This is a genomic window from Corallococcus sp. AB030 (assembly GCF_003668965.1).
Lineage (GTDB): Bacteria > Myxococcota > Myxococcia > Myxococcales > Myxococcaceae > Corallococcus > Corallococcus exiguus.
In genome coordinates, this window is sequence record NZ_RAWQ01000088.1 from 16867 (window position 1) to 37630 (window position 20764).

The following is a 20764-nucleotide window of genomic DNA, read 5'->3' on the forward strand; positions in this document are numbered from 1 at the left end:
CCCACCCGCACGACGCGCTCTGTCGAGTGCGCTGCGTCGGAAATAATCGGGAATATCGCCGAGGGTCTGTTTCACCCAGTGCCCCTCGCTGACCAGTTATTCTCGAAACATGAGGACATTTGAAACAGAAGGTAACGGCGCGGGGATGACCCCGGAGCAGAAGCGCGCGCGGCTGGCGGAGCTGCTGCGCGGCAAGGTCCGGCCCACGCATGCACCGGTGTCCTTCAGCCAGGAGCGCATGTGGTTCCAGGACCGCCTGAGCCCTGGCAGCGCCGCCTTCAACATCCCGGTCCGCGTGCGGTTCTCCGGCGTGCTGGACGTGGCCGTGCTGCACGCCAGCCTCCAGGCGCTGGTGCGGCGTCACGCGCCGCTGCGCACCACCTTCGTCGAACAGGACGGCCGGCCGCTGCAGCACATCGCGCCCGCGTTGGAGCTCGCGCTGCCCCTGGTGGACCTCCAGTCGCTGCCCGCGTCGGAGCGTGAGGCGGAGGCCATCCGGCTGATCACCGACGAGGCGCGCCAGCCGTTCGACCTGGAGAAGGGACCGCTGCTGCGCACCGTGCTGTATCGGCTGGATGCGCTGGAGCATGTGCTGCTGCTCAAGCTGCACCACATCATCACGGACGGCTGGTCCATGGGCGTGCTGGTGCGCGAGCTGAGCGCGCTGTACCCGTCGCTCGCGGAAGGCAAGCCGTCACCGCTGGCCCCGCTGCCCATGCAGTACGCCGACTATGCGGCCTGGCAGCGCGAGTTCCTGCGCGGTGACGTGCTGGAGTCGCACCTGGGCTTCTGGCGCGAGCGGTTGGATCCGGACGCGGTGCTGGAGCTGCCCACCGACAGGCCCCGCCCCGCGGTCCTCTCCGGGCGCGGCGCGCGCATCAACGCGGTGCTGCCCGTCGCGCTCGTGGAGTCGCTGAAGGCGCTCGCGCTCGCGGAGGGCAACACGCTCTTCGGCGTGCTGCTCGCGGGCTTCCAGGTGCTGCTGTCGCGCTACAGCGGCCAGCAGGACGTGGTGGTGGGTACCTCCGTGGCCGGCCGTGGCCGCGCCGAGTTGGAAGGGCTCATCGGCCTGTTCACCAACTACCTGGCCTTCCGCACGGACCTGTCCGGCCAGCCGTCCTTCCGCGAGCTGCTCGGCCGCGTGCGCGAGACGACGCTGGAGTCCTACGCGCACCAGGACGTGCCCTTCGAGAAGCTGGTGGACGCGCTGAAGCCGGAGCGCCAGCTGAGCGTGAATCCCCTCTTCCAGGTGGCGCTGACGCTGCAGAACGCGCCCCTGCCGCCGCTGCGATTGCCGGGGCTCGTCCTGGACGCGCAGCCGGTGGACAACCGCACCAGCAAGACGGACCTGTCGCTCATCGCCATGGAGGTGCCGCAGGGCATGCGCCTCACGGCGGAGTACAACACGGACCTCTTCGACCCCGGCTCCATCCAGCGGCTGCTCGCGCACCTGCGCACGCTGCTGGAAGGCGTGGTCGCGGATCCGGGCCGGCGCGTCTCCGAGCTGCCCTTGATGGACTTGGCCGAAGCGACGCGGGTCCGGCGCGAGTGGGCTGGTGAAGCCGCGCCCTTCCCGGAGGACCGTTGCCTGCACACGCTCTTCGAGGCGCAGGCGCAGCGCACGCCCGAGGCCGTGGCCGTGCGGTTCCTGGGACAGGCGCTCACGTACGCTCAGCTGGATGCCCGCGCGAACCAGCTCGCGCATGCGCTGCGCCGCCGGGGCGTGGGGCCTGAGGCCCGGGTGGCCTTGAGCGTGGAGCGCTCACTGGACGTCGCCGTGGGATTGCTTGGCATCCTCAAGGCGGGCGGTGCGTGGGTGCCCGTGGATCCGATGCTGCCTCGGGAGCGGTTGGCCTTCATGCTGGAGGACAGCGGAGCCTCCGTGCTGGTGACGCAGGGTCCACTGTTGGAGCGCTTCCCTGAGGCGCAGCGCTCCCGTGCGCTGTGCCTCGATGTGGAGCGGGACGGGCTCGCCGGGGAGAGCGTGCTGGCTCCGGCGTCCGGCGTGGGGCCCCGGAATCTCGCTTACGTGCTCTACACCTCTGGCAGCACGGGCATGCCCAAGGGGGCCGCCATCGAGCACCGTGGCGTGTGCAACCTGGTCGCGCATGAGGCCCCGGCCTACGGCATCGGCCCGGGCAGCCGCGTCCTCCAATTCGCCAGCCTCTCGTTCGACCTGTCGGTGGAGGAGATCTTCACCACGCTGTGCAGCGGGGCCACGTTGGTGCTGGCACCGCTGGAAGACCTGATGCCCGGCGAGCCGCTGCGCAAGCTGCTGCGCGACGAGGCCCTGACGGTCATCAGCCTCACGCCCGCGACGCTCGCGGCCACGGCTTCTGAAGGACTGCCCGCGCTGCGGACCGTCATCTCCGGCGGTGAAGCGCTGCCTCCGGAAGTGGTGGCGCGGTGGGCTCCGGGCCGCGTGTTCATCAACACGTACGGCCCCACGGAAGCCACCGTCATGGCCACGCTCACCGAGTGCACGGCGGACGGGCGTGTGCCGTCCATCGGCCGACCGCTGGCCAACGTGCGCGCGTACGTCCTGGATGCCCGGGGCGGGCTCGTGCCCGTGGGAGTGAAGGGCGAGCTGCACCTGGGCGGCGTGGGCGTGGCGCGAGGCTATGCGGGCCGGTCCGCGCTGACGGCCGAGCGCTTCGTGCCGGATGCCTTCTCCGGTGAGGCCGGGGCGCGGCTGTACCGCACGGGCGACGTGGTGCGCTGGCGCGAGGACGGCACGCTGGAGTTCGTGGGCCGCGCGGACGCGCAGGTGAAGGTGCGTGGCTTCCGCATTGAACTGGGTGAGGTGGAGACCGCGCTGGCGAAGCTGCCGCCCGTGCGGGACGCGGTGGTGGTAGCGCGCGAGGACGGGCCCGGCGGCAAGCGGCTGGTGGGCTACGTCGTGCTTCGCGACGGCGTTGACTCCAACAGCAGCGCGCTGCGGGCGGCCCTCAAGGACGCCCTGCCTGAGTACATGGTGCCGTCGGCCGTGGTGGTGCTGGCCACGCTCCCGCTCACGACCAACGGCAAGGTGGACCGCAAGGCGCTGCCGGCTCCGGACCTGGCGGGGGGTGATTCTCGGGAGTACGTGGCGCCTCGCACGCCCACCGAACAGCGCCTGGCGGGGCTGTGGCAGGAGCTGCTCGGCGTGACGCGCGTCGGGGCGAATGATCATTTCTTCGACCTGGGCGGACATTCGCTGCTGGCCACGCAGGCGCTCAGCCGGATCCGTCAGGCATTCTCGGTGGAGCTGCCCCTCCGGCGCCTGTTCGAAACTCCCACGCTGGACGCAGTGGCCCGTCTCATCGACGAGGCGCTCGCGGGCAAGGGGCAGCCGGTCCCGGCACCGCTCAAGCCACAGGAGGCCCGTGCGCGGCCCGCGCCCACGGTTCCGCTGGAGGACGTCGCGCGCGAGTGGGAGGCCCGCGCCGTCGCACAGCCACGCGACACCGTAATGCCCTTCACGGCGGAGCTGCGCCAGCGGGTGCTGGTGGAATGGAACGCGACGGCGACCGAATACCCGCGCGACTCCACCCTTCCGGAAGTCTTCGAGCAGGTGGTGGCCCGTTTCCCGGAGAAGGTCGCCGTTGAGTTCGGTGATACGTGCCTCACCTACCGGCAGCTGGATGAACGCGCCAATCGGCTTGCGTGGCATCTGCGCTCGCTGGGCGTGGACACGGATTCGCGCGTGGCCGTGGCCCTGGAGCGTTCGCTGGAGCTGGTCGTCTCGCTTGTCGCCATCCTCAAGGCGGGCGCGGCCTACGTGCCCCTGGATCCGGCCTATCCGCGCTCGCGTCTGGCCGCGATGGTGGAGGACGCACGGCCTCGCGTCCTCGTCACCTCTCGCGCGCTCCTGTCGAACCTGCCCCACGAAGGCCTGTTGCCCGTGGTGCTGGAGGAGCTGTCTCTCGACGCGCTGCCCGCGCATGCACCTCCGCGAAGCGCTCTGCCGCAGAGCCTTGCGTACATCGACTTCACCTCCGGCTCCACCGGCAGGCCCAAGGGTGTCGGCACGCCTCACGCCGCCGTACTCCGCACCCTCTTCGGCGTCGACTACACCCACTTCGGGCCCGACGAGACATTGTTGATGATGGCCCCCCTCGCCTTCGACGCCTCCACCTTCGAAGTCTGGGGCGCGCTGCTGCACGGCGCGAAGCTGGCCGTATTCCCCGCGCACCCTCCAACGGATCCGCATGAACTGGAGCAGGTGCTGGTGCACCACGGCGTGACGACGCTGTGGCTCACCATTGGCTTCTTCACCCAGCTGGTGGATTCGCACCTGCCCGCGCTGCGCTCCCTGCGCCAGGTGCTCACGGGCGGTGACGTCATCTCCGCGTCCCACGTGCGCCGCGTGCTGGAGCAGTTGGGCATCCCCGTCAGCGCCTTCTATGGCCCGACGGAGACCACGGTCTTCGCCAGCAGCCACCGCTTCACGCATGCCTCTCAGGTGGGCGCCTCCGTCCCGCTGGGCCGCCCGCACAGCAACATGCAAGTGTACGTGCTGGATGCCTCCGGCCAGCCCCTTCCTCCGGGCGTCCAGGGCGAGCTGTTCATCGGTGGAGACGGACTCGCGCGCGGCTACGTGGGCCAGCCTTCGCTCACCGCGGAGCGCTTCATCCCCGACCCGTTCTCCTCCACTCCCGGAGCGCGCCTCTACCGCACCGGCGACCTCGGCCGTTGGCGTGAGGACGGCGTGCTGGAGTTCCTGGGCCGCGCGGATGCGCAGGTGAAGGTGCGCGGCTTCCGCATCGAACTGCCTGAAATCGAAGCCGCCCTGCGCGCTCATCCCGAGGTGCGCGAGGCCGTCGTCATGGCCCGCGAGGACGTGCCCGGCGACAAGCGCCTCGTCGCCTACGTCGTCGCTCCTGAGTCCCTGGACGTGGCTGAGCTGCGCGCGTTCCTCAAGCAGCGCCTGCCTGACTTCATGATGCCTTCGGCCATGGGGCGGCTGGATGCCCTGCCCCTCAACTCCAACGGCAAGGTGGACCGCAAGGCCCTGCCCGCTCCCTCCACCCTCCAGACTCGCGCACGGACGCGCCCGCCGCGCACGGACACGGAGCGGTTGCTCGCCACGCTCTGGGAAGAGGTCCTCCAGACGGGCACGGTTGGCGCCGAGGACAACTTCTTCGACCTGGGCGGCAACTCGCTGAGTGCCACGCAGATCCTCTCGCGCATCCGGCGTGCGTTCCAGGCGGAGCTGTCCATCGCGAACTTCTTCGCGGCCCCCACCGTGGAAGCCATCGCCCGTCGACTGGAGTCCCAGGGCCCGGTGATCCCTGCCCTGGCCGTACCCGCGCTCAAGCCGGTGCCGCGCGACGGCGGCCTGCCGCTGTCCTTCGCCCAGCAGCGGTTGTGGTTCTTCGCGAAGATGGAGCCCGCGAGCACCGCGTACAACCTCCCCTTCGTCATGCGGCTCGAAGGCACCCTCGATGTGCCCGCGCTCGCACGAGGACTGCGAGAGCTGTCCCAGCGCCACGAATCCCTGCGCACCACCTTCCGTGAAGAGGCATCCGGCCCCGTCCAGGTCATCAGCGCGTCCCCCACGCTGCCCGCGGGCTGGATGGACCTGAGCACCCTGCTTGATGCCGAGCGCGAGCTCAGCGCCATCCTCGACGAAGAGGCACGGCAGGTCTTCGACCTGGAAGCCGGTCCGCTCTGGCGCGTCCTCGTGGTGCGCATGAGCGCGCAGCACCACCTGCTGCTGCTCACCATGCATCACGTCATCTCCGACGCCTGGTCCATGGGCGTGCTCCTCCAGGAGTTGACCACGCTGTATGCCGCCCACGCGGATGGCCGGACGCCGCAACTCAAGCCGCTGCCCATGCAGTACGCGGACTTCTCCGTCTGGCAGCGAGGCTGGTTGCGCGACGCAGCCCTGGAGTCCCAGCTCGGCTGGTGGCGCGAGCAACTCCACGGCGCGCCGAAGGCCCTGGAGCTGCCTACGGATCGGCCTCGTCCCGCGGCGCAGACCTTCCGTGGCGCGGTGGTGCCCTTCCAGTTCCCTCGCGAGCTGTCGGACGCGATGCAGGCGCTCTGCCGGAGCGAGGGCGTCACACCCTCCATGGTGGTGCTGGCCGCGTTCCAGGTGCTGCTCTCGCGCTACAGCGGGCAGGAAGATGTCTCCGTGGGCTCGCCCATCGCGGGCCGGAACCAGGCGGAGCTGGAGGGGCTCATCGGCTTCTTCGTCAACACGCTGGTGCTGCGCACGAGGCTGGACGGAGACCCGAGCTTCCGCGAACTGCTCGCCCGCGTGCGCGATGTGGCCCTGGGTGCGTACGCGCATCAGGACGTGCCCTTCGAGAAGCTGGTGGAGGCGCTCCGGCCGGAGCGTGACCCGCGCCGCCCGCCGCTCTTCCAGGTGATGCTCGCGTACCAGAACGCGCCCATGCCGGAGACCCTGAGCACGGGCCTCAAGCTCCAGCCGCTGGAGCCCCGGGGCGGCACCGCGAAGTTCGACCTCACCCTGGCGCTGAACGACACCGCGGACGGGCTGAAGGGCCTGCTCGAATACAACACCGACCTCTTCGATGCCTCGACCGCCAGCCGCATGGTGGGCCACCTGCGCGCGTTGCTGGCCGGCGCCCTCCACGCACCGGAGCGCCGCCTCTCCGCGCTGCCCATGCTCACGCTCGAGGAGCGCGGGCTCCTGCTCCACTCGTGGAGCGAAACCGGCGCGGCCACGGCGGAGGATGCCTCCCTGCACCGGCTCCTCCAGGCACAGGCCCTGCGCCATCCCGACGCGGTCGCCGTCGAGCACGATGGTCAGGTCCTGACCTGGGCGGAGGCTCACCACCGGGCCCAGGAGGTCCTCCGCGAGCTGCGCAGGCGCGGCGTGGTGGCCCTGCCTCCCGCGCCGCCTCTCGTGCCCATGTCCCGCACGGGCCCGCTGCCCCTGTCCTTCGCCCAACAGCGGCTGTGGCTCATTGATCAGCTGGAGCCGGGCAGCGCCGCCTACAACATCTTCCTGGCCCTGCGCGTGGAGGGCGCACTGGACGTGTCCGCGTTGGAGCAGGCCTTCGCCGCGCTCATCGCCCGCCACGAATCCCTGCGCACCGTCTTCGTCGCGAACGAGGGCCAGCCCGCCCAGGTCATCCTCGACGAAGTGCCTTTCGCCCTGGAGGTGGTGGAGCCGGGCGAGGTCTCCCGCGAAGCGCTGGACGAGCGGCTGCGTGAAGAGGCGCGGCGCCCGTTCGACCTGGAGCGGGGACCGCTGCTGCGCGTCTCGCTGTTGCGCCTGGGCGCAGGAGAGCACGTGCTGTGGCTGAACATGCACCACATCGTCTCCGACGGTTGGTCCATGGGCGTGCTCGTGCGGGAGCTGTCCGCGCTGTACGGCGCCCGGGTTTCGGGCCAGCCGTCGCCGCTGTCTCCCCTGCCGGTCCAGTACGTGGACCACGCGGCCTGGCAGCGCGACTGGTTGAAGGATGAAGTCCTGGAGCACCACCTCGCGTACTGGCGCGGTCAGCTCGCCGGAGCGCCGCCACTGCTGGAGCTGCCCACCGACAAGCCGCGTCCGCGCGTCCTCTCTCCCCAGGGCTCGCAGGTGCCCGTGCAGTTGCCCGGAGCGCTGTCGGAGTCCCTCCAGGCGCTGTGCCAACGCGAAGGCGTCACGCTCTTCATGGCCCTGGTGGCGGCATGGCAGGCGCTGCTCTCGCGCTACAGCGGACAGGAAGATGTCTCGGTGGGCTCGCCCATCGCGGGCCGTACGCACGAGGACACGGAGGCGCTCATCGGCTTCTTCGTCAACACGCTGGTGCTGCGCACGCACGTCGACCCGAAAGCCACCTTCCGCCAGCTGCTGGCCCAGGTGCGCGCCACCACGCTCGCCGCCTACGAACACCAGGACGCGCCCTTCGAGAAGCTGGTGGAGGAGCTTCAGCCCAAGCGAAGCCTGAGCCACTCGCCGCTCTTCCAGGCCGTGCTCGCGCTGCAGAACGCGCCGACGCAGCCGCTGGTGCTGCCGAGCGGACCTGGTGCTTCCGAGCCGGTGCGGCTCCTGCCCCTGGAGCAGACCGAGCAGACCACGCAGTTCGACCTCACCCTGGCACTGGCACAGACAGCACAAGGCCTGCGGGGCGCGCTCAGCTACCGCACGGACCTGTTCGAAGCCTCCACCGCCGCCCGGATGGTGGAGCACCTGCGCACGCTGCTGGAGGCCGTGGCCGCGAAGCCTGATCAGCCCCTGGGCGAGCTCTCACTCCTCACCCGCGACGAGCGCCAGCGCATCCTCGTGGCGTGGAACGACACCGCCGTCACCAGCCCCACGGACATCCCCGTCCACGTCCACTTCGCCCGGCAGGTCCAGCGCACACCTCACGCGGTCGCGCTCGTGCTGGGGGATGAATCGCTGACGTACGCCCAGCTGGACTCGCGCGCGAACCAACTGGCCTGGCACCTGCGCGCGCAGGGCATCGTCCCGGGTGCACGCGTCGGACTCGCCGTCGAGCGCTCCTTCGAGCTGGTGACGGCGATGCTCGCCATCCTCAAGTTGGGCGCGGCCTTCGTTCCCGTGGACCGCAACGCGCCCGTGGAGCGCACCGCGGCCCTGCTGGAGGATGCGGACGTCCGCGTGACGGTGACCCACCAGCCGTTCGCGCCGTTGCTGCCGGCCTCCGGGGGTCGTGTCTGGCTGGATGCGCAGCGGGACGTCATCGCCGCGTTGCCCACGCATGCACCCGACCTCCGCGTGGACGGCGAAGCCCTGGCGTACATCATGTTCACCTCCGGCAGCACCGGCCGTCCCAAGGGCGTCTGCGTGCCGCACCGGGGCATCACCCGGCTGGTGCTCGGCAGCACCTTCATGCGCTTCGGGCCCGACGAGGTCTGGATTCAGTTCGCGCCCGTTGCCTTCGACGCGTCCACGCTCGAAATCTGGGGCGCGCTGCTGCACGGCGCGAAGCTCGTCCTTCCGCCTCCGCATGTCCTGTCATTGGAGGAGCTGAGCGGACAGCTTCGCCGCCACCGCGTGACGGCGATGTTCCTCACGACCGCGCTCTTCGAGCAACTCGTCCTGCACCAGGGCGACGTCCTGGCGGAGGTGCGTCAGGTCCTCGCGGGCGGAGAGGTGATGCCCTGGCCCCGCATGCGCGACCACCTGGCCCGTCTGCCTGAAGGCGCGACGGTCATTCATGCCTACGGCCCGACGGAGAACACGACCTTCTCCACCACGCTGCCCCTGCACCGGGACGCGCGAGTGGAGGGCCCGGTGTCCATTGGCCGTCCCATCCCGAACGCCACCGCGTATGTGCTGGATGCGAACCTGCAACCGGTGCCCGTGGGCGTCGCCGGTGAGGTGTACGTGGGCGGCAAGGGCCTGGCCTGGGGCTACCTGAACCGCCCCGAGCTGACCGCCGAGCGCTTCGTCCCCCATCCCTTCGCGTCCACGCCGGGCGAGCGCCTCTACCGCACGGGCGACAAGGCGCGCTGGCTTGCGGACGGCACGCTCGACTTCCTGGGCCGCGTCGACTTCCAGGTGAAGGTGCGCGGCTTCCGCATCGAGCTGGGTGAAATCGAAGCGGCGCTGCGACAGGTGGAGTCGGTGAAGGAAGCCATCGTGGTGGCGAGGGGCGAGACCACGGAGAAGCAGCTCGTCGCGTACGTAGCGCCGAAGTCTGGCGAGACGATGGACGTGGACGCGCTGAAGGCACACCTGCGTCAGCGCCTACCGGAGGCCATGGTGCCCGGCGTGGTGGTGGTGCTGGAGGCACTGCCGCTCAACGTCAACGGCAAGGTGGACCGCAAGGCGTTGCCGGAACCGGAAGCGCCGACGGCCAGCAGCACGTACGAAGCGCCTCGCACGGAGCTGGAAGCGAAGCTGGCGGCCATCTGGGCGCAGGTGCTGCGCGTGCCCCGCGTCGGCGTGAAGGATGACTTCTTCGCGCTGGGTGGGCACTCGTTGCTCGCGACGCAGGTGGTGTCGCGGGTGCGCGCGGAGACGGGCGCGGAGCTTCCGCTGCGCACGCTGTTCGAAGCCCCCACCGTGGAGGCGCTGGCCTCGCGCATCGAAGCCGCCGCTCGTGCTCAGCAGGGCGCACGGCGTCCACCGCTGGTGCCCGTTCCTCGCAACGGCCCGCTGCCGCTGTCCTTCGCGCAGCAGCGGCTGTGGTTCCTCGACCGGCTCAACCCGGAGAGCGTCCACTACAACGTCCCTGCCGCCTTGCGGCTCGACGGACCGCTGGACGCAGCCGCGCTGGCTCAAGGCCTCCAGGCGCTCGTCCAGCGCCATGAAGCCCTGCGCACCACGTTCCACGCGCGCGAGGATGGCGAGCCGGTCCAGCATCCGCACGCGCATGCGGAGCTGTCCATGGCCCAGGTGGACCTGAGCCACCTGCCGGATGCGGATCAGGACGCGGAGGCCCGGCGACGGGCCCTGGAGGAAGCGCTCCTCCCGTTCGACCTGACGCGCGCGCCCCTGATGCGCGCCACCCTGATGCGCCTGTCCGCGCGGCGCCACGTGTTGCTCGTCACGCTGCACCACATCGTCTCGGATGGCTGGTCCAACCGCGTCCTCGTCGAGGAGTTGAGGGCGCTCCACGCCGCGTTCTCGAAGGGTGAGCCGTCGCCCCTGCCACCGCTGACGCTCCAGTACGCGGACTACGCGGCCTGGCAACGGAGCTGGCTCCAGGGCGAGGTAATGGAGCAGCAGCTGGGGTGGTGGAAGCAGCAACTCGACGGCGCGCCGCATGCGCTGGAGCTGCCCACGGACAAGCCTCGTCCGGCCGTGCAGACCTACCGTGGCGCGCAGGTGGCCGTGCGGCTGTCACAGGCCGCCACGCGGGGACTCAAGGCCCTCTGCCAGCAGGAGGTCACCACGCCGTTCATGGCGCTGCTCGCGCTGTGGCAGGTCCTGCTGGCGTTGTACTCGGGCCAGGAGGACTTCGCCGTCGGCTCGCCCATCGCGGGCCGTGAGCAGGGGGAGTTGGAGGGGCTCGTCGGCTTCTTCGTGAACACGCTGGCACTGCGGGCGCGAGTGGACCGCCACGGCTCGTTCCGGCAGTTGCTGCGCCGGGTGAAGGAGGTGGCGCTGGGCGCGTATGCCCACCAGGACCTGCCCTTCGAACGGTTGGTGGAAGCGTTGAGGCCCGCGCGAGACCCGAGCCGCGCGCCGCTGTTCCAGGTGCTCTTCACGCCTCGGGACGGCGCTCCGCCCACACCGGCCGGAGAGGAACTGACGCTGCGCCCGTTGGACGTGGAGGAGACCACGTCCAAGTTCGACCTGGAGTTGAGTCTGGTGGAGTCACCCGAGGGCTTCACGGGAGCGCTGGTCTACAACACCGCCCTGTTCGAGCCGCGCACGGCCGCGCGCATGGCGGAGCACCTCCGCACGCTGGCGGAAGCGCTCGTGGCCCGGCCCGAGGCGCCCCTGGCGTCCATGTCCCTGCTGACGGAGGGAGAGCGTCAGCGCGTGTTGGTGGAGTGGAACGCGACGGCGACCGAGTACCCGCGCGACTCCACCCTTCCGGAAGTCTTCGAGCAGGTGGTGGCCCGTTTCCCGGAGAAGGTCGCCGTTGAGTTCGGTGATACGTGCCTCACCTACCGGCAGCTGGATGAACGCGCCAATCGGCTTGCGTGGCATCTGCGCTCGCTGGGCGTGGACACGGATTCGCGCGTGGCCGTGGCCCTGGAGCGTTCGCTGGAGCTGGTCGTCTCGCTCGTCGCCATCCTCAAGGCGGGCGCGGCCTACGTGCCGCTGGATCCGTCCTACCCGCGCGCGCGTCTGGACGCGATGGTGGAAGACGCTCGGCCGCGCGTCCTCCTCACGTCGCGTGCGCTCCTGCCGAATCTGCCTCACGAGCACCTGTTGCCCGTGGTGCTGGAGGAGCTGTCCCTCGACGCGCTGCCTGCGCATGCGCCCCTGCGGAGCGCCCTGCCGCAGAGCCTCGCGTACATCGACTTCACCTCCGGCTCCACCGGCAGGCCCAAGGGTGTCGGCACGCCTCACGCCGCCGTACTCCGCACCCTCTTCGGCGTCGACTACGCACGCTTGGGGCCCAGCGAGACGCTGCTGCTCATGGCGCCCCTCGCCTTCGACGCCTCCACCTTCGAAGTCTGGGGCGCGCTGCTGCACGGCGCGAAGCTGGCCGTCTTCCCCGCGCATCCTCCGACGGATCCGCATGAACTGGAGCGGGTGCTCGTGCACCACGGCGTGACGACGCTGTGGCTCACCGTGGGCCTCTTCACCCAGTTGGTGGATACGCATCTGCCCGCGCTGCGTTCCCTGCGCCAGGTACTCACGGGCGGCGACGTCATCTCCGCATCCCACGTGCGTCGTGTGCTGGATCAACTCAACGTCCCCGTCACCGCTTGCTATGGCCCGACGGAGACCACTGTCTTCGCCACCAGCCACCGCTTCACGCATGCCTCCCAGGTGGGCGCATCCACTCCGCTGGGCCGCCCCCTGGGCAACACGCAGGTGTACGTGCTGGATGCATCCGGCCAGCCCGTTCCTCCGGGCATCCAGGGCGAGCTGTTCATCGGTGGCGACGGACTCGCACGCGGCTACGTGGGACAGCCCACTCTCACCGCGGAGCGCTTCACCCCCGACCCGTTCTCCTTCGCTCCCGGCGCGCGCCTCTACCGCACGGGCGACCTTGGCCGTTGGCGTGAGGACGGCGTGCTGGAGTTCCTGGGCCGCGCGGATGCACAGGTGAAGGTGCGCGGCTTCCGCATCGAACTGGCGGAGATCGAGGCCGTGCTCCTCGCTCACCCATCGGTGCGGAACGCCGTCGTCATGGCCCGCGAGGACGTGCCCGGAGACAAGCGCCTCGTCGCCTACGTCGCGCCCGAAACCCTGGACGTGGCCGAGCTGCGCGCGTTCCTCAAGCAGCGGCTGCCCGACTACTCGGTGCCTTCCACCCTGGTGTGTCTGGACGCATTGCCCCTCACCGCCAACGGAAAGGTCGACCGCAAGGCCCTCCCCGCGCCCGAGTCCGCGACCTCCGCGTCCGGAAGCTACGTCGCGCCCCGCACGCCCCTGGAGGAGCAGCTGGCCTGGTCCTTCGCGGAGGTGCTGCGCGTGCCTCGCGTCAGCATCACCGACAACTTCTTCGAGCTGGGCGGCCACTCCCTGCTGGCCCTGCGGTTGATCGCATCCATCCGCGTGCACACCGGGCACCTGGTTCCCATGGCGGCCCTCTTCCAGCACGCCACCGTCGAGCAACTGGCGCGGCGGATCCAACAGGAGACCACCCCTCTTCCCGCCAACCTCGTGCGCCTGAAAGCGGGCACCGCCGAGAAGCGGCCCCTCTTCCTCGTCCACGGCGGAGGCGGCGGCGTGCTGGGCTACTCCGAGTTCGTGCGCCAGCTGGGCAATGACCGGCCCGTCTACGGACTGTCCGCGTCGGGCCTGGAGGGCGGCGCCCTTCCTCCCGCATCCATCGAGGCACTGGCGCGCGATTACCTGAGCCAGCTGCGCACCGTGCAGCCGCAGGGGCCGTACCTGCTCGGCGGCTGGTCCTTCGGCGGGCTCGTCGCGCTGGAGATGGCGCGTCAGCTCCAGGCCCTGGGTGAAGGGGTGGAGCTGTTGACCCTGATGGACTCCACCGTGCCCACGCCCCAGCCGCGTCCGGAAGCAGACCCGCTCGGACTGCTCGCGCTCGTCGGGCGGACGCTCGGCCTACGCTGGCAGGACCTGACCCTGGACCTGGAGCAACTGCGGCGCATGGAACCGCGCGAACGCCTCGCGTACGTCCTGGAGCAGCTCAAGGGAAGCAACCTGGGGCTGGACCTGGCTGCCGCCGAGCGCCTCTTCGAAATGCACACGCGGTTCTACGAAGCCCAGCGCCTCTACGTGCCTGACGGTGGCTACTCGGGCCCCACGCTCCTCTTCCAGGCCACCGCGGGACAGCGTGACGCCGACGAGCCCGCTTGGAGCACGTGGCTCACGGGGTCCGTGACTTCGTACGACGTGGCGGGAGACCACTACACGATGCTGAGCGCGCCCCACGCATCGTCCGTGGCGGAGCAATTCCTCCACCACCTGCGGATGCTGTAGCGCGAAGGAGGGCGGGCCCGGACGCGCGGGCCCGATTCCTCAATCCGCCGAGCCGAGCTCCAAGCCCAGTGCTTCGCTCGCGAAGCGCGCCATGCGCTCCATCAGCCGCGCCTTGTCGTCCAGGACGCTGCGACCGGAGCGGTCCGACATGGACTCCAGCCGCTCACCGCAGCGCAGGTCCAGGCAGACGATCACACCCACCCTGCGCTTCGAGTCGACATCCGTGGTGATCAGCCCCACCTCTGTCGCGGTGGGCGTTCGGCACCAGTCACACATCTTGGGCGCAAGGGTCGGGTCTCCGTGCTGATCCCTGCGGAAGGCGATACCCGTGGGCTGCTTGCTCCCCGGCGCGACGAACACCAGGAAGACGCGCACCCCGTACGGATCCACCCACGAAAGGTAGTCCCGCACGAAGAGCGGGAGCTGGGTGCCCTTGGGCAGTTCGACGTGCTTGCGATCCCTGGAGCGGAAGGCGCGCAGCAACTCTTTCTCTGACTCGATTCGGAACATGGCGTGCTCTTACGGACTGCCTTCGAGAACATCCTGAACGTGCGTCAGCTTGATTTTGTCCAACCCTCGCGGACACTGGGTTGAAATCACCACCGCATGCCAGCTTGGCGGGCACTCGCGTTCCGAGGACCCCCATGCACTTATCCCTACGGATCCTGTTGCCCCTGCTGGTCATCGGGTTGGGAGGCATCGCCTGTGGCGATGATGCCTCCTCCCCTCCCAACCAACCGCCCACCGTGAGCGACACCGTCTCCGCGCCCTCGACACTGGTCGCGGGAACGACCGGCACCCTGACCATCACCGCGAGAGACCCGGACGGCGACCCGCTGACCTACACATGGATGCAGGTCGCTCCCAGCACAGCGGGCACCTGGGTGGGTGGCACGACGGGTGAGAGCGCGCAGTGGTACTCGCCCGCCGTGGGCACGGAGACCGCGTTCACCTTCCACGTGAGCGTCACGGATGGCGTGAACCCGCCCGTGGTGCGGACCGTCACCGTGCCCGTGTCGGTGCCCCACTACGGCGCGGACATCCAGTCGCTTTGGAACTCCGGGCAGTGCACGAACTGCCACGGCAAGGCCGGCAACCTGAGCCTCGCCCCGCTCAGCAGCCACGCGAGCCTGGTCAACGTCACCGCCAAGGCCTGTGGCACCCTCCAGCGCGTCACGCCCGGCGACCCGGACAACTCGGCGCTCGTACGGAAGATGGAGGGCACGGCGTGCGGAGAGCGCATGCCCACGGGCAAGCCGGAGTACTTCGATCAGCACCCGGGCATGAACGTCCTGGTCCGCTCGTGGATCCTCGCGGGCGCGGCCAACGACTGACGCACGGCGGGCTCGCGCCCGTTCCAGCCGGGGCATAGGCTCGCGGTCGTGGCCGCGAACCCGCCCCTGCTGGACGACATGGTGCTCTTCGCGGAGGTGGTGGCGACGGCCAGCATCACCTCCGCCGCGGAGCGCCTGGGCCTGCGCAAGTCCACGGTGAGCCGCCGTCTGGCCGCCCTGGAGGAGCGCCTGGGCATCCGGCTGCTCGAGCGCAACACGCGCAGGCTCCGCCTCACGGAAGCGGGCCGCGAATACCACGCGCACTGCGCACGGCTCGTCGCCGAGGCCCGCGAGGTGAACGCCGCGGTGAGCGAATCGCGCGGCACGCCCCAGGGCACGCTGCGCATCGCCACCCTGTCGCTGCTGGGCGAACTGCTCACGCCCGTCATCGCGGAGCTGCTCCTGCACCATCCTCGGCTGCGCGTGGAGGTGTCACTCGCGCAGACGCACGTGGACCTCATCGCGGAGGAGTACGACCTGGCGCTGCGCACCGGGCCGCTCGCGGACTCGTCACTGATGGCGCGCAGGCTCGGGCGCCTGCGCACCGGATACTACGCCAGCCCGCACTACCTCAGCCGCCACGGCACGCCCCGGACGCCCGAAGCGCTGACGACCCACGAGTGCATCCTCCTGGCCGAGTCCGGCACCGACGAGGTGTGGTTCTTCGGCGAAGCCCGGAGCGCGCGCACCGTGCCGGTGACGGGCCGCCTGCGCGTACCGAGCGAGCGCGCGGGCCAGGCGGCGGCGCGAGCAGGACTGGGCATCGTCCGGCTCGCGGCATCGCTGGTGGCCGACGACGTGCGCGCGGGGCTGCTCGTCCCCGTGCTCGAAACCGACACGCCCCCGGGCCTGCCCATCTTCGCTGTCTACCCGAGCAGCCGTCAGCTGCCCCTCAAGGTGCGCGCCTTCCTGAAGCTGCTGTCCGCTCGCGGCGCCGCGCTCCCGTGGCAGGAGGAATAGGGGGCTCCTGGCGGAACAATGCGTCCCGCCAGGGGCGCTCGTCGTCACACCCGCCCGCGATTACATCCCGTGGACACGAGGCGCGGCCCCACGAGTGGCCCGCGCCTTTCACGCAAGGATGGGGCCCATGGCTGGCGACGTCATCGAGCTGGGAGACGCGGAGTTCCAACGCGAGGTGCTGGAGTCGGAGGAACCGGTGCTGGTGGACTTCACCGCCACGTGGTGCCCACCGTGCCGGGTCCTCGCGCCGGTCATCGACTCGCTGGCCGCCGAGTACAAGGGCCGGATGAAGATGGCCAAACTCAACGTGGACGATCATCCGAGGACGCCCGAGCAGTACGGCATCCGCGCCATGCCCACCCTGCTGTTCTTCAAGGGTGGGAAGGTGGTGAAGCAGGTGGTGGGCGCCGTGCCCAGGGCGAAGCTGGAGGAGGCCGTGCGCCAGGTGCTCTGACGCTCAGCCCACGCCGCCGGACGGCGCCCAGTTGCCCAGGCGCGACTCCACGAAGCGCCGCGTCGCGCTGAGCGCCGCTTCGACGCCGTCCGCGCGCGAGCCGCCGCCCCAGGCCACCTCCGGCGAGCCGCCGCCCTTTCCCTCCACGCAGGGCGCCGCCTGGGCCATGAGCTGGCCCGCGTCCATGCCCACGCTGAGAAGCGCGTCGCTCGCGATCGTCACCAGCACCACCTTGTCGCCACGCGTGGCGGTGAGCACCACGCCCATGATCCCCACCAGCTCCCGCCGCAGCGCCTCCACCAGCGCCTTGAGGTGCGGCGCCGGCACTTCGCCCAGGTGCGCGGCGACGAGCTTCGTGTAGAAGCCCCAGCCCGTCGCATCCTGGATCAACTGCCGGGCCTGCTCCGCGGGAGCCACGCCCGCAGTCGCCACGGCCTGCGAGGGCTTGCGGCGCGCCTCCTGCTCCAGCCGCGTCAGGCGCTCACGCAAGGCCACCACGCGGCGCATGGGCTGCGGCCAGTTGTGCAGGGTCTCCGACAGCGGCGAAAGCGCACGCAGCCGGGCCTCGCCCTCCAGCCGGGCGGCGGACTCCAGCGAGGTCTCCAGCGCGTCCACCTGCTCGCGCAGCGCCCGGGCCGCTTCGCGCGGCGTCTGGCCCGTGGGCGGCGTGAAGGGCAGCGTCAGCGGTCCGAAGCCGACGATGCCGTCGCCATCAATCTTGCGCAGCATCGCGTTCGCCGCGGGCCGAACCCCGCCGTTGACGTAGCGCTGCAGCGTGCGCCACGCGTACTGGCGGAAGCCCGACAGGTGCTTCACGTAATACGCGGTCCAGCGGGGCACCGGCTGAGAACCGCGCAGGCTCTTGAACGGATCCGCGCCCGGCCCCAGCTCGATGGTCAGCCCCACCTCCAGCGCGTCCTGCATCAGCCGGTGCACGAGCCCGCGGTACAGGCCCAGTTCCTGCGGCAGCGACAAGTCGTAGCCGAACAGCGGGGACCAGACCGTGTCGTCGCTGACGTGCGTGGCATAGAAGCCGTCCACGCGTCCGTCCTTCACCGCGAGCCAGTACTGGAAGACGCCCTCGCGCAGCGTCCACGCGAACCACTCCTCCGTGAAGTCGAGCGTGGAGTGGTACTTGTCCGCGTTGAGCGACCGGTACAGCTCCCGCAGCCGGGGCGCGCAATCCGGCATCTCCCGCCCGTCCACGACGCGGTAGCCCGCTGCCTCCAGGAGCCGCCCGTCGCGGCGCCGGTTCTCGCGCACCTGCCGGCTGACCTCGTGCGTGGGCAGCGTCATGCGCGTGTGCGACCCGTAGACGAAGCCGTAGTCCCGCGCGGCCAGCGTGTTGAGCAGGGGCGACGCGTTCGCCGGGTTGATGGCGGGGAACACGATGGCGTGGCCGGGGAACTGCTCCACCAGGAAGGCGGTGAGTCGCTCCACCTGTGCCGCGTCCAGGCTCACGCTCAGGTTGCGCAGCACCAGCCAGTGGTCCACGTAGACGCACTTGTCGATGCTCGCCGCCTTCAACATCCCGCCCAGCGTCCGCATGGCCCCGCGCATCACCACCGCGCGCGCCGCGCCGTACGTCTGCGCCGTCACGGCCGCCACCGGCAGGCCGATGTAGCGCACCCACAACGAATGCAGCGGGGAGTTGCCGTACTCCGCTTCGTTGATGGCCAGCGGGATGCGCAGGTCATCCATCGCCAGCAGCCGCAGGGTGGTGCGGTCGGAGAGGAAGGCGGTGCTGCCGCGCTTCATCAGCGGGACGAAGTAGTCGCGCGCGAGACGCGCTTGCGGCGTCTCCGGCCAGGCGCACGCGTCGACCGTGTCCGCGTCGTAGAGGGTCATGCCCTCCACTCTAGCGCTTGAGTGCGCGCTCGATGCGGCGGCGCAGTCCGTCCTCGGACAGCATGCCGCGCTGCGCGTCGATGACCTTCCCGTCCCGGTCCAGGAAGTAGAGCGTGGGCAGCGCATTCACCTGGAATGCGCGCGCCACGTCGTCGTCCGCGTACACCACGTACGGGCGCAGGTCCGGCTGGAAGCGCTGGAGGAAGTAGTCCACCTCCTGCGACGCCGTGGAGCCCTCGTCCCGGCTGGCCGCTACGAAGACGAGCCCCTGGGACTCGTACTCCTTGGCCAGCTTCACCAGGGACGGCATCTCCTCGCGGCACGGCGGACACCAGGTGGCCCAGAAGTCGAGCATCACCACGCTCCCCTTCAGGTCCGACAGCGCGAGCGAGCCGCCCTCGTGCTTCGTCAGCTGGAAGGACGGCGGCGACGCCCCGTCAGGCACCAGCCGCGCCCGCTGCGCCTCGCGCACGCCCAGGAACGCCAGCGCCGCCAGCCCCAGCACCGCCACCACGGACAGCGCCGTCTTGGCCTTGTCCCCGCGCGCGCCCGGCGGCCGCGTCCCTTCCGTCCCAGCCTGCTGTGTCATCCGCGTTCCTTCCGTGTCAGGCGGCCGTGCACCCGCGTCAGGGCCCAGCGCACCCCGGCCCGCACCCGCGGTCGGCGCACCACCCACGCCGCCAGCGGAGGGCCCCAATAATAGTACCCGTCGATGAACCCCTGGCCGAGCCGGCTCTTCCGGAGCACGTCATCGCGGTAGGCCCGGAACGCCACCAGCTCCGGCGCGCCCTCGCCAAAGGCCGCCGTCACCACGAAGCACGACGACGCGGGGCTCACCCACATCAGCTTGCCGTTGGTGAGGTTCACCACGACCTTCAACTCCCGCTGCTCCGTGTAGAGGAAGGCCAGCAGGTCGCGCCGCGCGGCCGGGAACTCCTGTCCGCCCGCCTCCTCGAAGTCGATGCGCGTGCTGACGGTGCTGCCCACTTCATCCACCGTGAAGCGGTAGCGCTTGGAGCTGCGCCGGTGCTCCACCTCCAGGCCCTTCAATTCGCCGAAGTAGGCCAGGAAGGGCACCCGGCACGCCGGGCAGACGAAGCGGTGGTAGGCGTGCGTCGGGACGAAGGCGTAGTCCCCCAGGCGTTTGCAGCCCGTGTTGGGGCACACCAGCTTCACGGTCGCCTGGGCCGCGTTGCGCGGGTCGTAGCGCGACAGGCCTGAGTCCTTGTCGAACACCGGCGGCGGCCGCGGCGGCTGGCCCACCATCTGGCGCGTGGGGTGCGCGGCGCGCTCCAGCTCCTGGGCCTTTCGCCACGCCAGCTCCGCCGACTCCAGCCGGCCGTCCGCGGTGTGCACCAGCGCCTCCGCGTGCGCGCGCAGGGCCGCCACCAGCCGGTCCACCAGCGGCGACACCGCCGGCTCGCGCGCCACCGCGAAGGCCTCCGCCAGCACCCGCTCCATCTCCGGTATGAGCGCCTGGGCCGCCTTGCGCGACGGGTCCTCCGCCCGCCGGTACACCGGGGGCTCCGGCAGTTTCGCGAACAACGCCGAGGCCTGGGCCCGCACGCGCTCCAGCGCCGCGTCCCCCCGCCCCACGTCCAATCCCGCCGCCCGCGTCTGGGCGGCCCTGATGAGTTCTTCGGGCTGCAAGCGCGTGGACCTTAAGGGCACCCAGGCCCCCTGTCAGCGACTGAGGAGCAACAGGTCAGGAAACTCGCCATGTGCCCGGGGTCGATGTAAGACGACGTAGGAGGATGTGAATCATGGGCGTGTTGAAGTTCCTGGTCTGGACGACCTGCGCGGTGGGTCTGGGCGTCTTCCTGGCGCGGGGCAACGTGGACGGCCGTTCCCCGCTGGAGCACATGGAGCGCACCTGGAAGCGCACCGTGAACCCCTCCACCCTGGACAAGGTGAAGGGCAGCGTGGGGGACGCGCTGGACGACGCGAAGGGCGCCGTGTCCCAGAAGTCCGCCAACGCGGCGGGCCCGCGAGAGCGCATCACCGCCGAGGACCGGGCGGCCATCAACGACATCATCGCCAAGAAGAAGTAGGCGACGCGTTGATTCCGGGCACCCCGTAGGGCCGGTTGCTGATCGCCGGCCTCCCCCTTCCGCCCGCCCCACCCCGTGCCTAGCTTGCGCCGGGGCATTGGGTTGGACGGTGGTGGGAAGGCGGGGC

General features: G+C 70.5%; 9 protein-coding genes. 5 read left to right on the forward strand and 4 right to left on the reverse strand.

The genetic code is table 11. From position 1 onward, the window contains the following. Positions 1-145 precede the first annotated feature (145 nt). Positions 146-13990 carry a non-ribosomal peptide synthetase gene (locus tag D7Y15_RS21260; RefSeq protein WP_158629084.1) on the forward strand — a complete coding sequence of 4615 codons (13845 nt, stop codon included), beginning with the start codon at positions 146-148 and terminating at the stop codon, positions 13988-13990. 39 nt (positions 13991-14029) lie between these two features. On the opposite strand, the gene D7Y15_RS21265 is transcribed toward D7Y15_RS21260, so the two are convergent. Then, on the reverse strand, positions 14030-14500 hold the full coding sequence (locus D7Y15_RS21265; RefSeq protein ID WP_121753742.1) for an FBP domain-containing protein: 471 nt from the start codon (positions 14498-14500) through the stop codon (positions 14030-14032). A gap of 134 nt (positions 14501-14634) precedes the next feature. On the opposite strand from D7Y15_RS21265, the gene D7Y15_RS21270 reads away from it, so the two are divergent. The 3 genes from D7Y15_RS21270 to trxA all read left to right on the forward strand — a co-directional run bounded on the left by D7Y15_RS21270 (position 14635) and on the right by trxA (position 16738). Further along, positions 14635-15324 (forward strand): Ig-like domain-containing protein, encoded by a 690-nt coding sequence (locus D7Y15_RS21270; protein WP_148712827.1) that lies wholly within the window; start codon positions 14635-14637, stop codon positions 15322-15324. 48 nt (positions 15325-15372) lie between these two features. After that, complete coding sequence (locus tag D7Y15_RS21275) at positions 15373-16284, forward strand: LysR family transcriptional regulator (protein WP_121753744.1); 912 nt, start codon at positions 15373-15375, stop codon at positions 16282-16284. Between the two features lie 127 nt (positions 16285-16411). Beyond that, positions 16412-16738 (forward strand): thioredoxin, encoded by a 327-nt coding sequence (gene trxA, locus D7Y15_RS21280; RefSeq protein WP_120568223.1) that lies wholly within the window; start codon positions 16412-16414, stop codon positions 16736-16738. A 3-nt stretch (positions 16739-16741) separates the two neighbouring features. Here trxA and D7Y15_RS21285 read toward each other — a convergent pair whose 3' ends face one another. Genes D7Y15_RS21285 through D7Y15_RS21295 form a run of 3 tightly spaced genes read right to left on the reverse strand, consistent with a single transcriptional unit; the run spans position 16742 to position 20236 of the window. Further along, the gene (locus D7Y15_RS21285; protein ID WP_148712828.1) at positions 16742-18586 is read right to left on the reverse strand and encodes a DHHA1 domain-containing protein; all 1845 of its coding nucleotides are present in this window, start codon (positions 18584-18586) and stop codon (positions 16742-16744) included. A 10-nt stretch (positions 18587-18596) separates the two neighbouring features. After that, positions 18597-19175, reverse strand: a complete 579-nt coding sequence (locus D7Y15_RS21290; RefSeq protein ID WP_172813962.1) for a TlpA disulfide reductase family protein — start codon at positions 19173-19175, stop codon at positions 18597-18599. Further along, entirely contained in the window at positions 19172-20236 is a 1065-nt protein-coding gene (locus tag D7Y15_RS21295; protein WP_199745959.1) for a CFI-box-CTERM domain-containing protein, read from the reverse strand. The genes D7Y15_RS21290 and D7Y15_RS21295 overlap by 4 nt, the downstream gene beginning before the upstream one ends. A gap of 113 nt (positions 20237-20349) precedes the next feature. Here D7Y15_RS21295 and D7Y15_RS21300 point away from each other — a divergent pair, with 113 nt between their 5' ends. After that, positions 20350-20637, forward strand: coding sequence for a hypothetical protein (locus D7Y15_RS21300; protein ID WP_120575745.1), 288 nt, complete (start codon positions 20350-20352; stop codon positions 20635-20637). Positions 20638-20764: the final 127 nt, after the last annotated feature.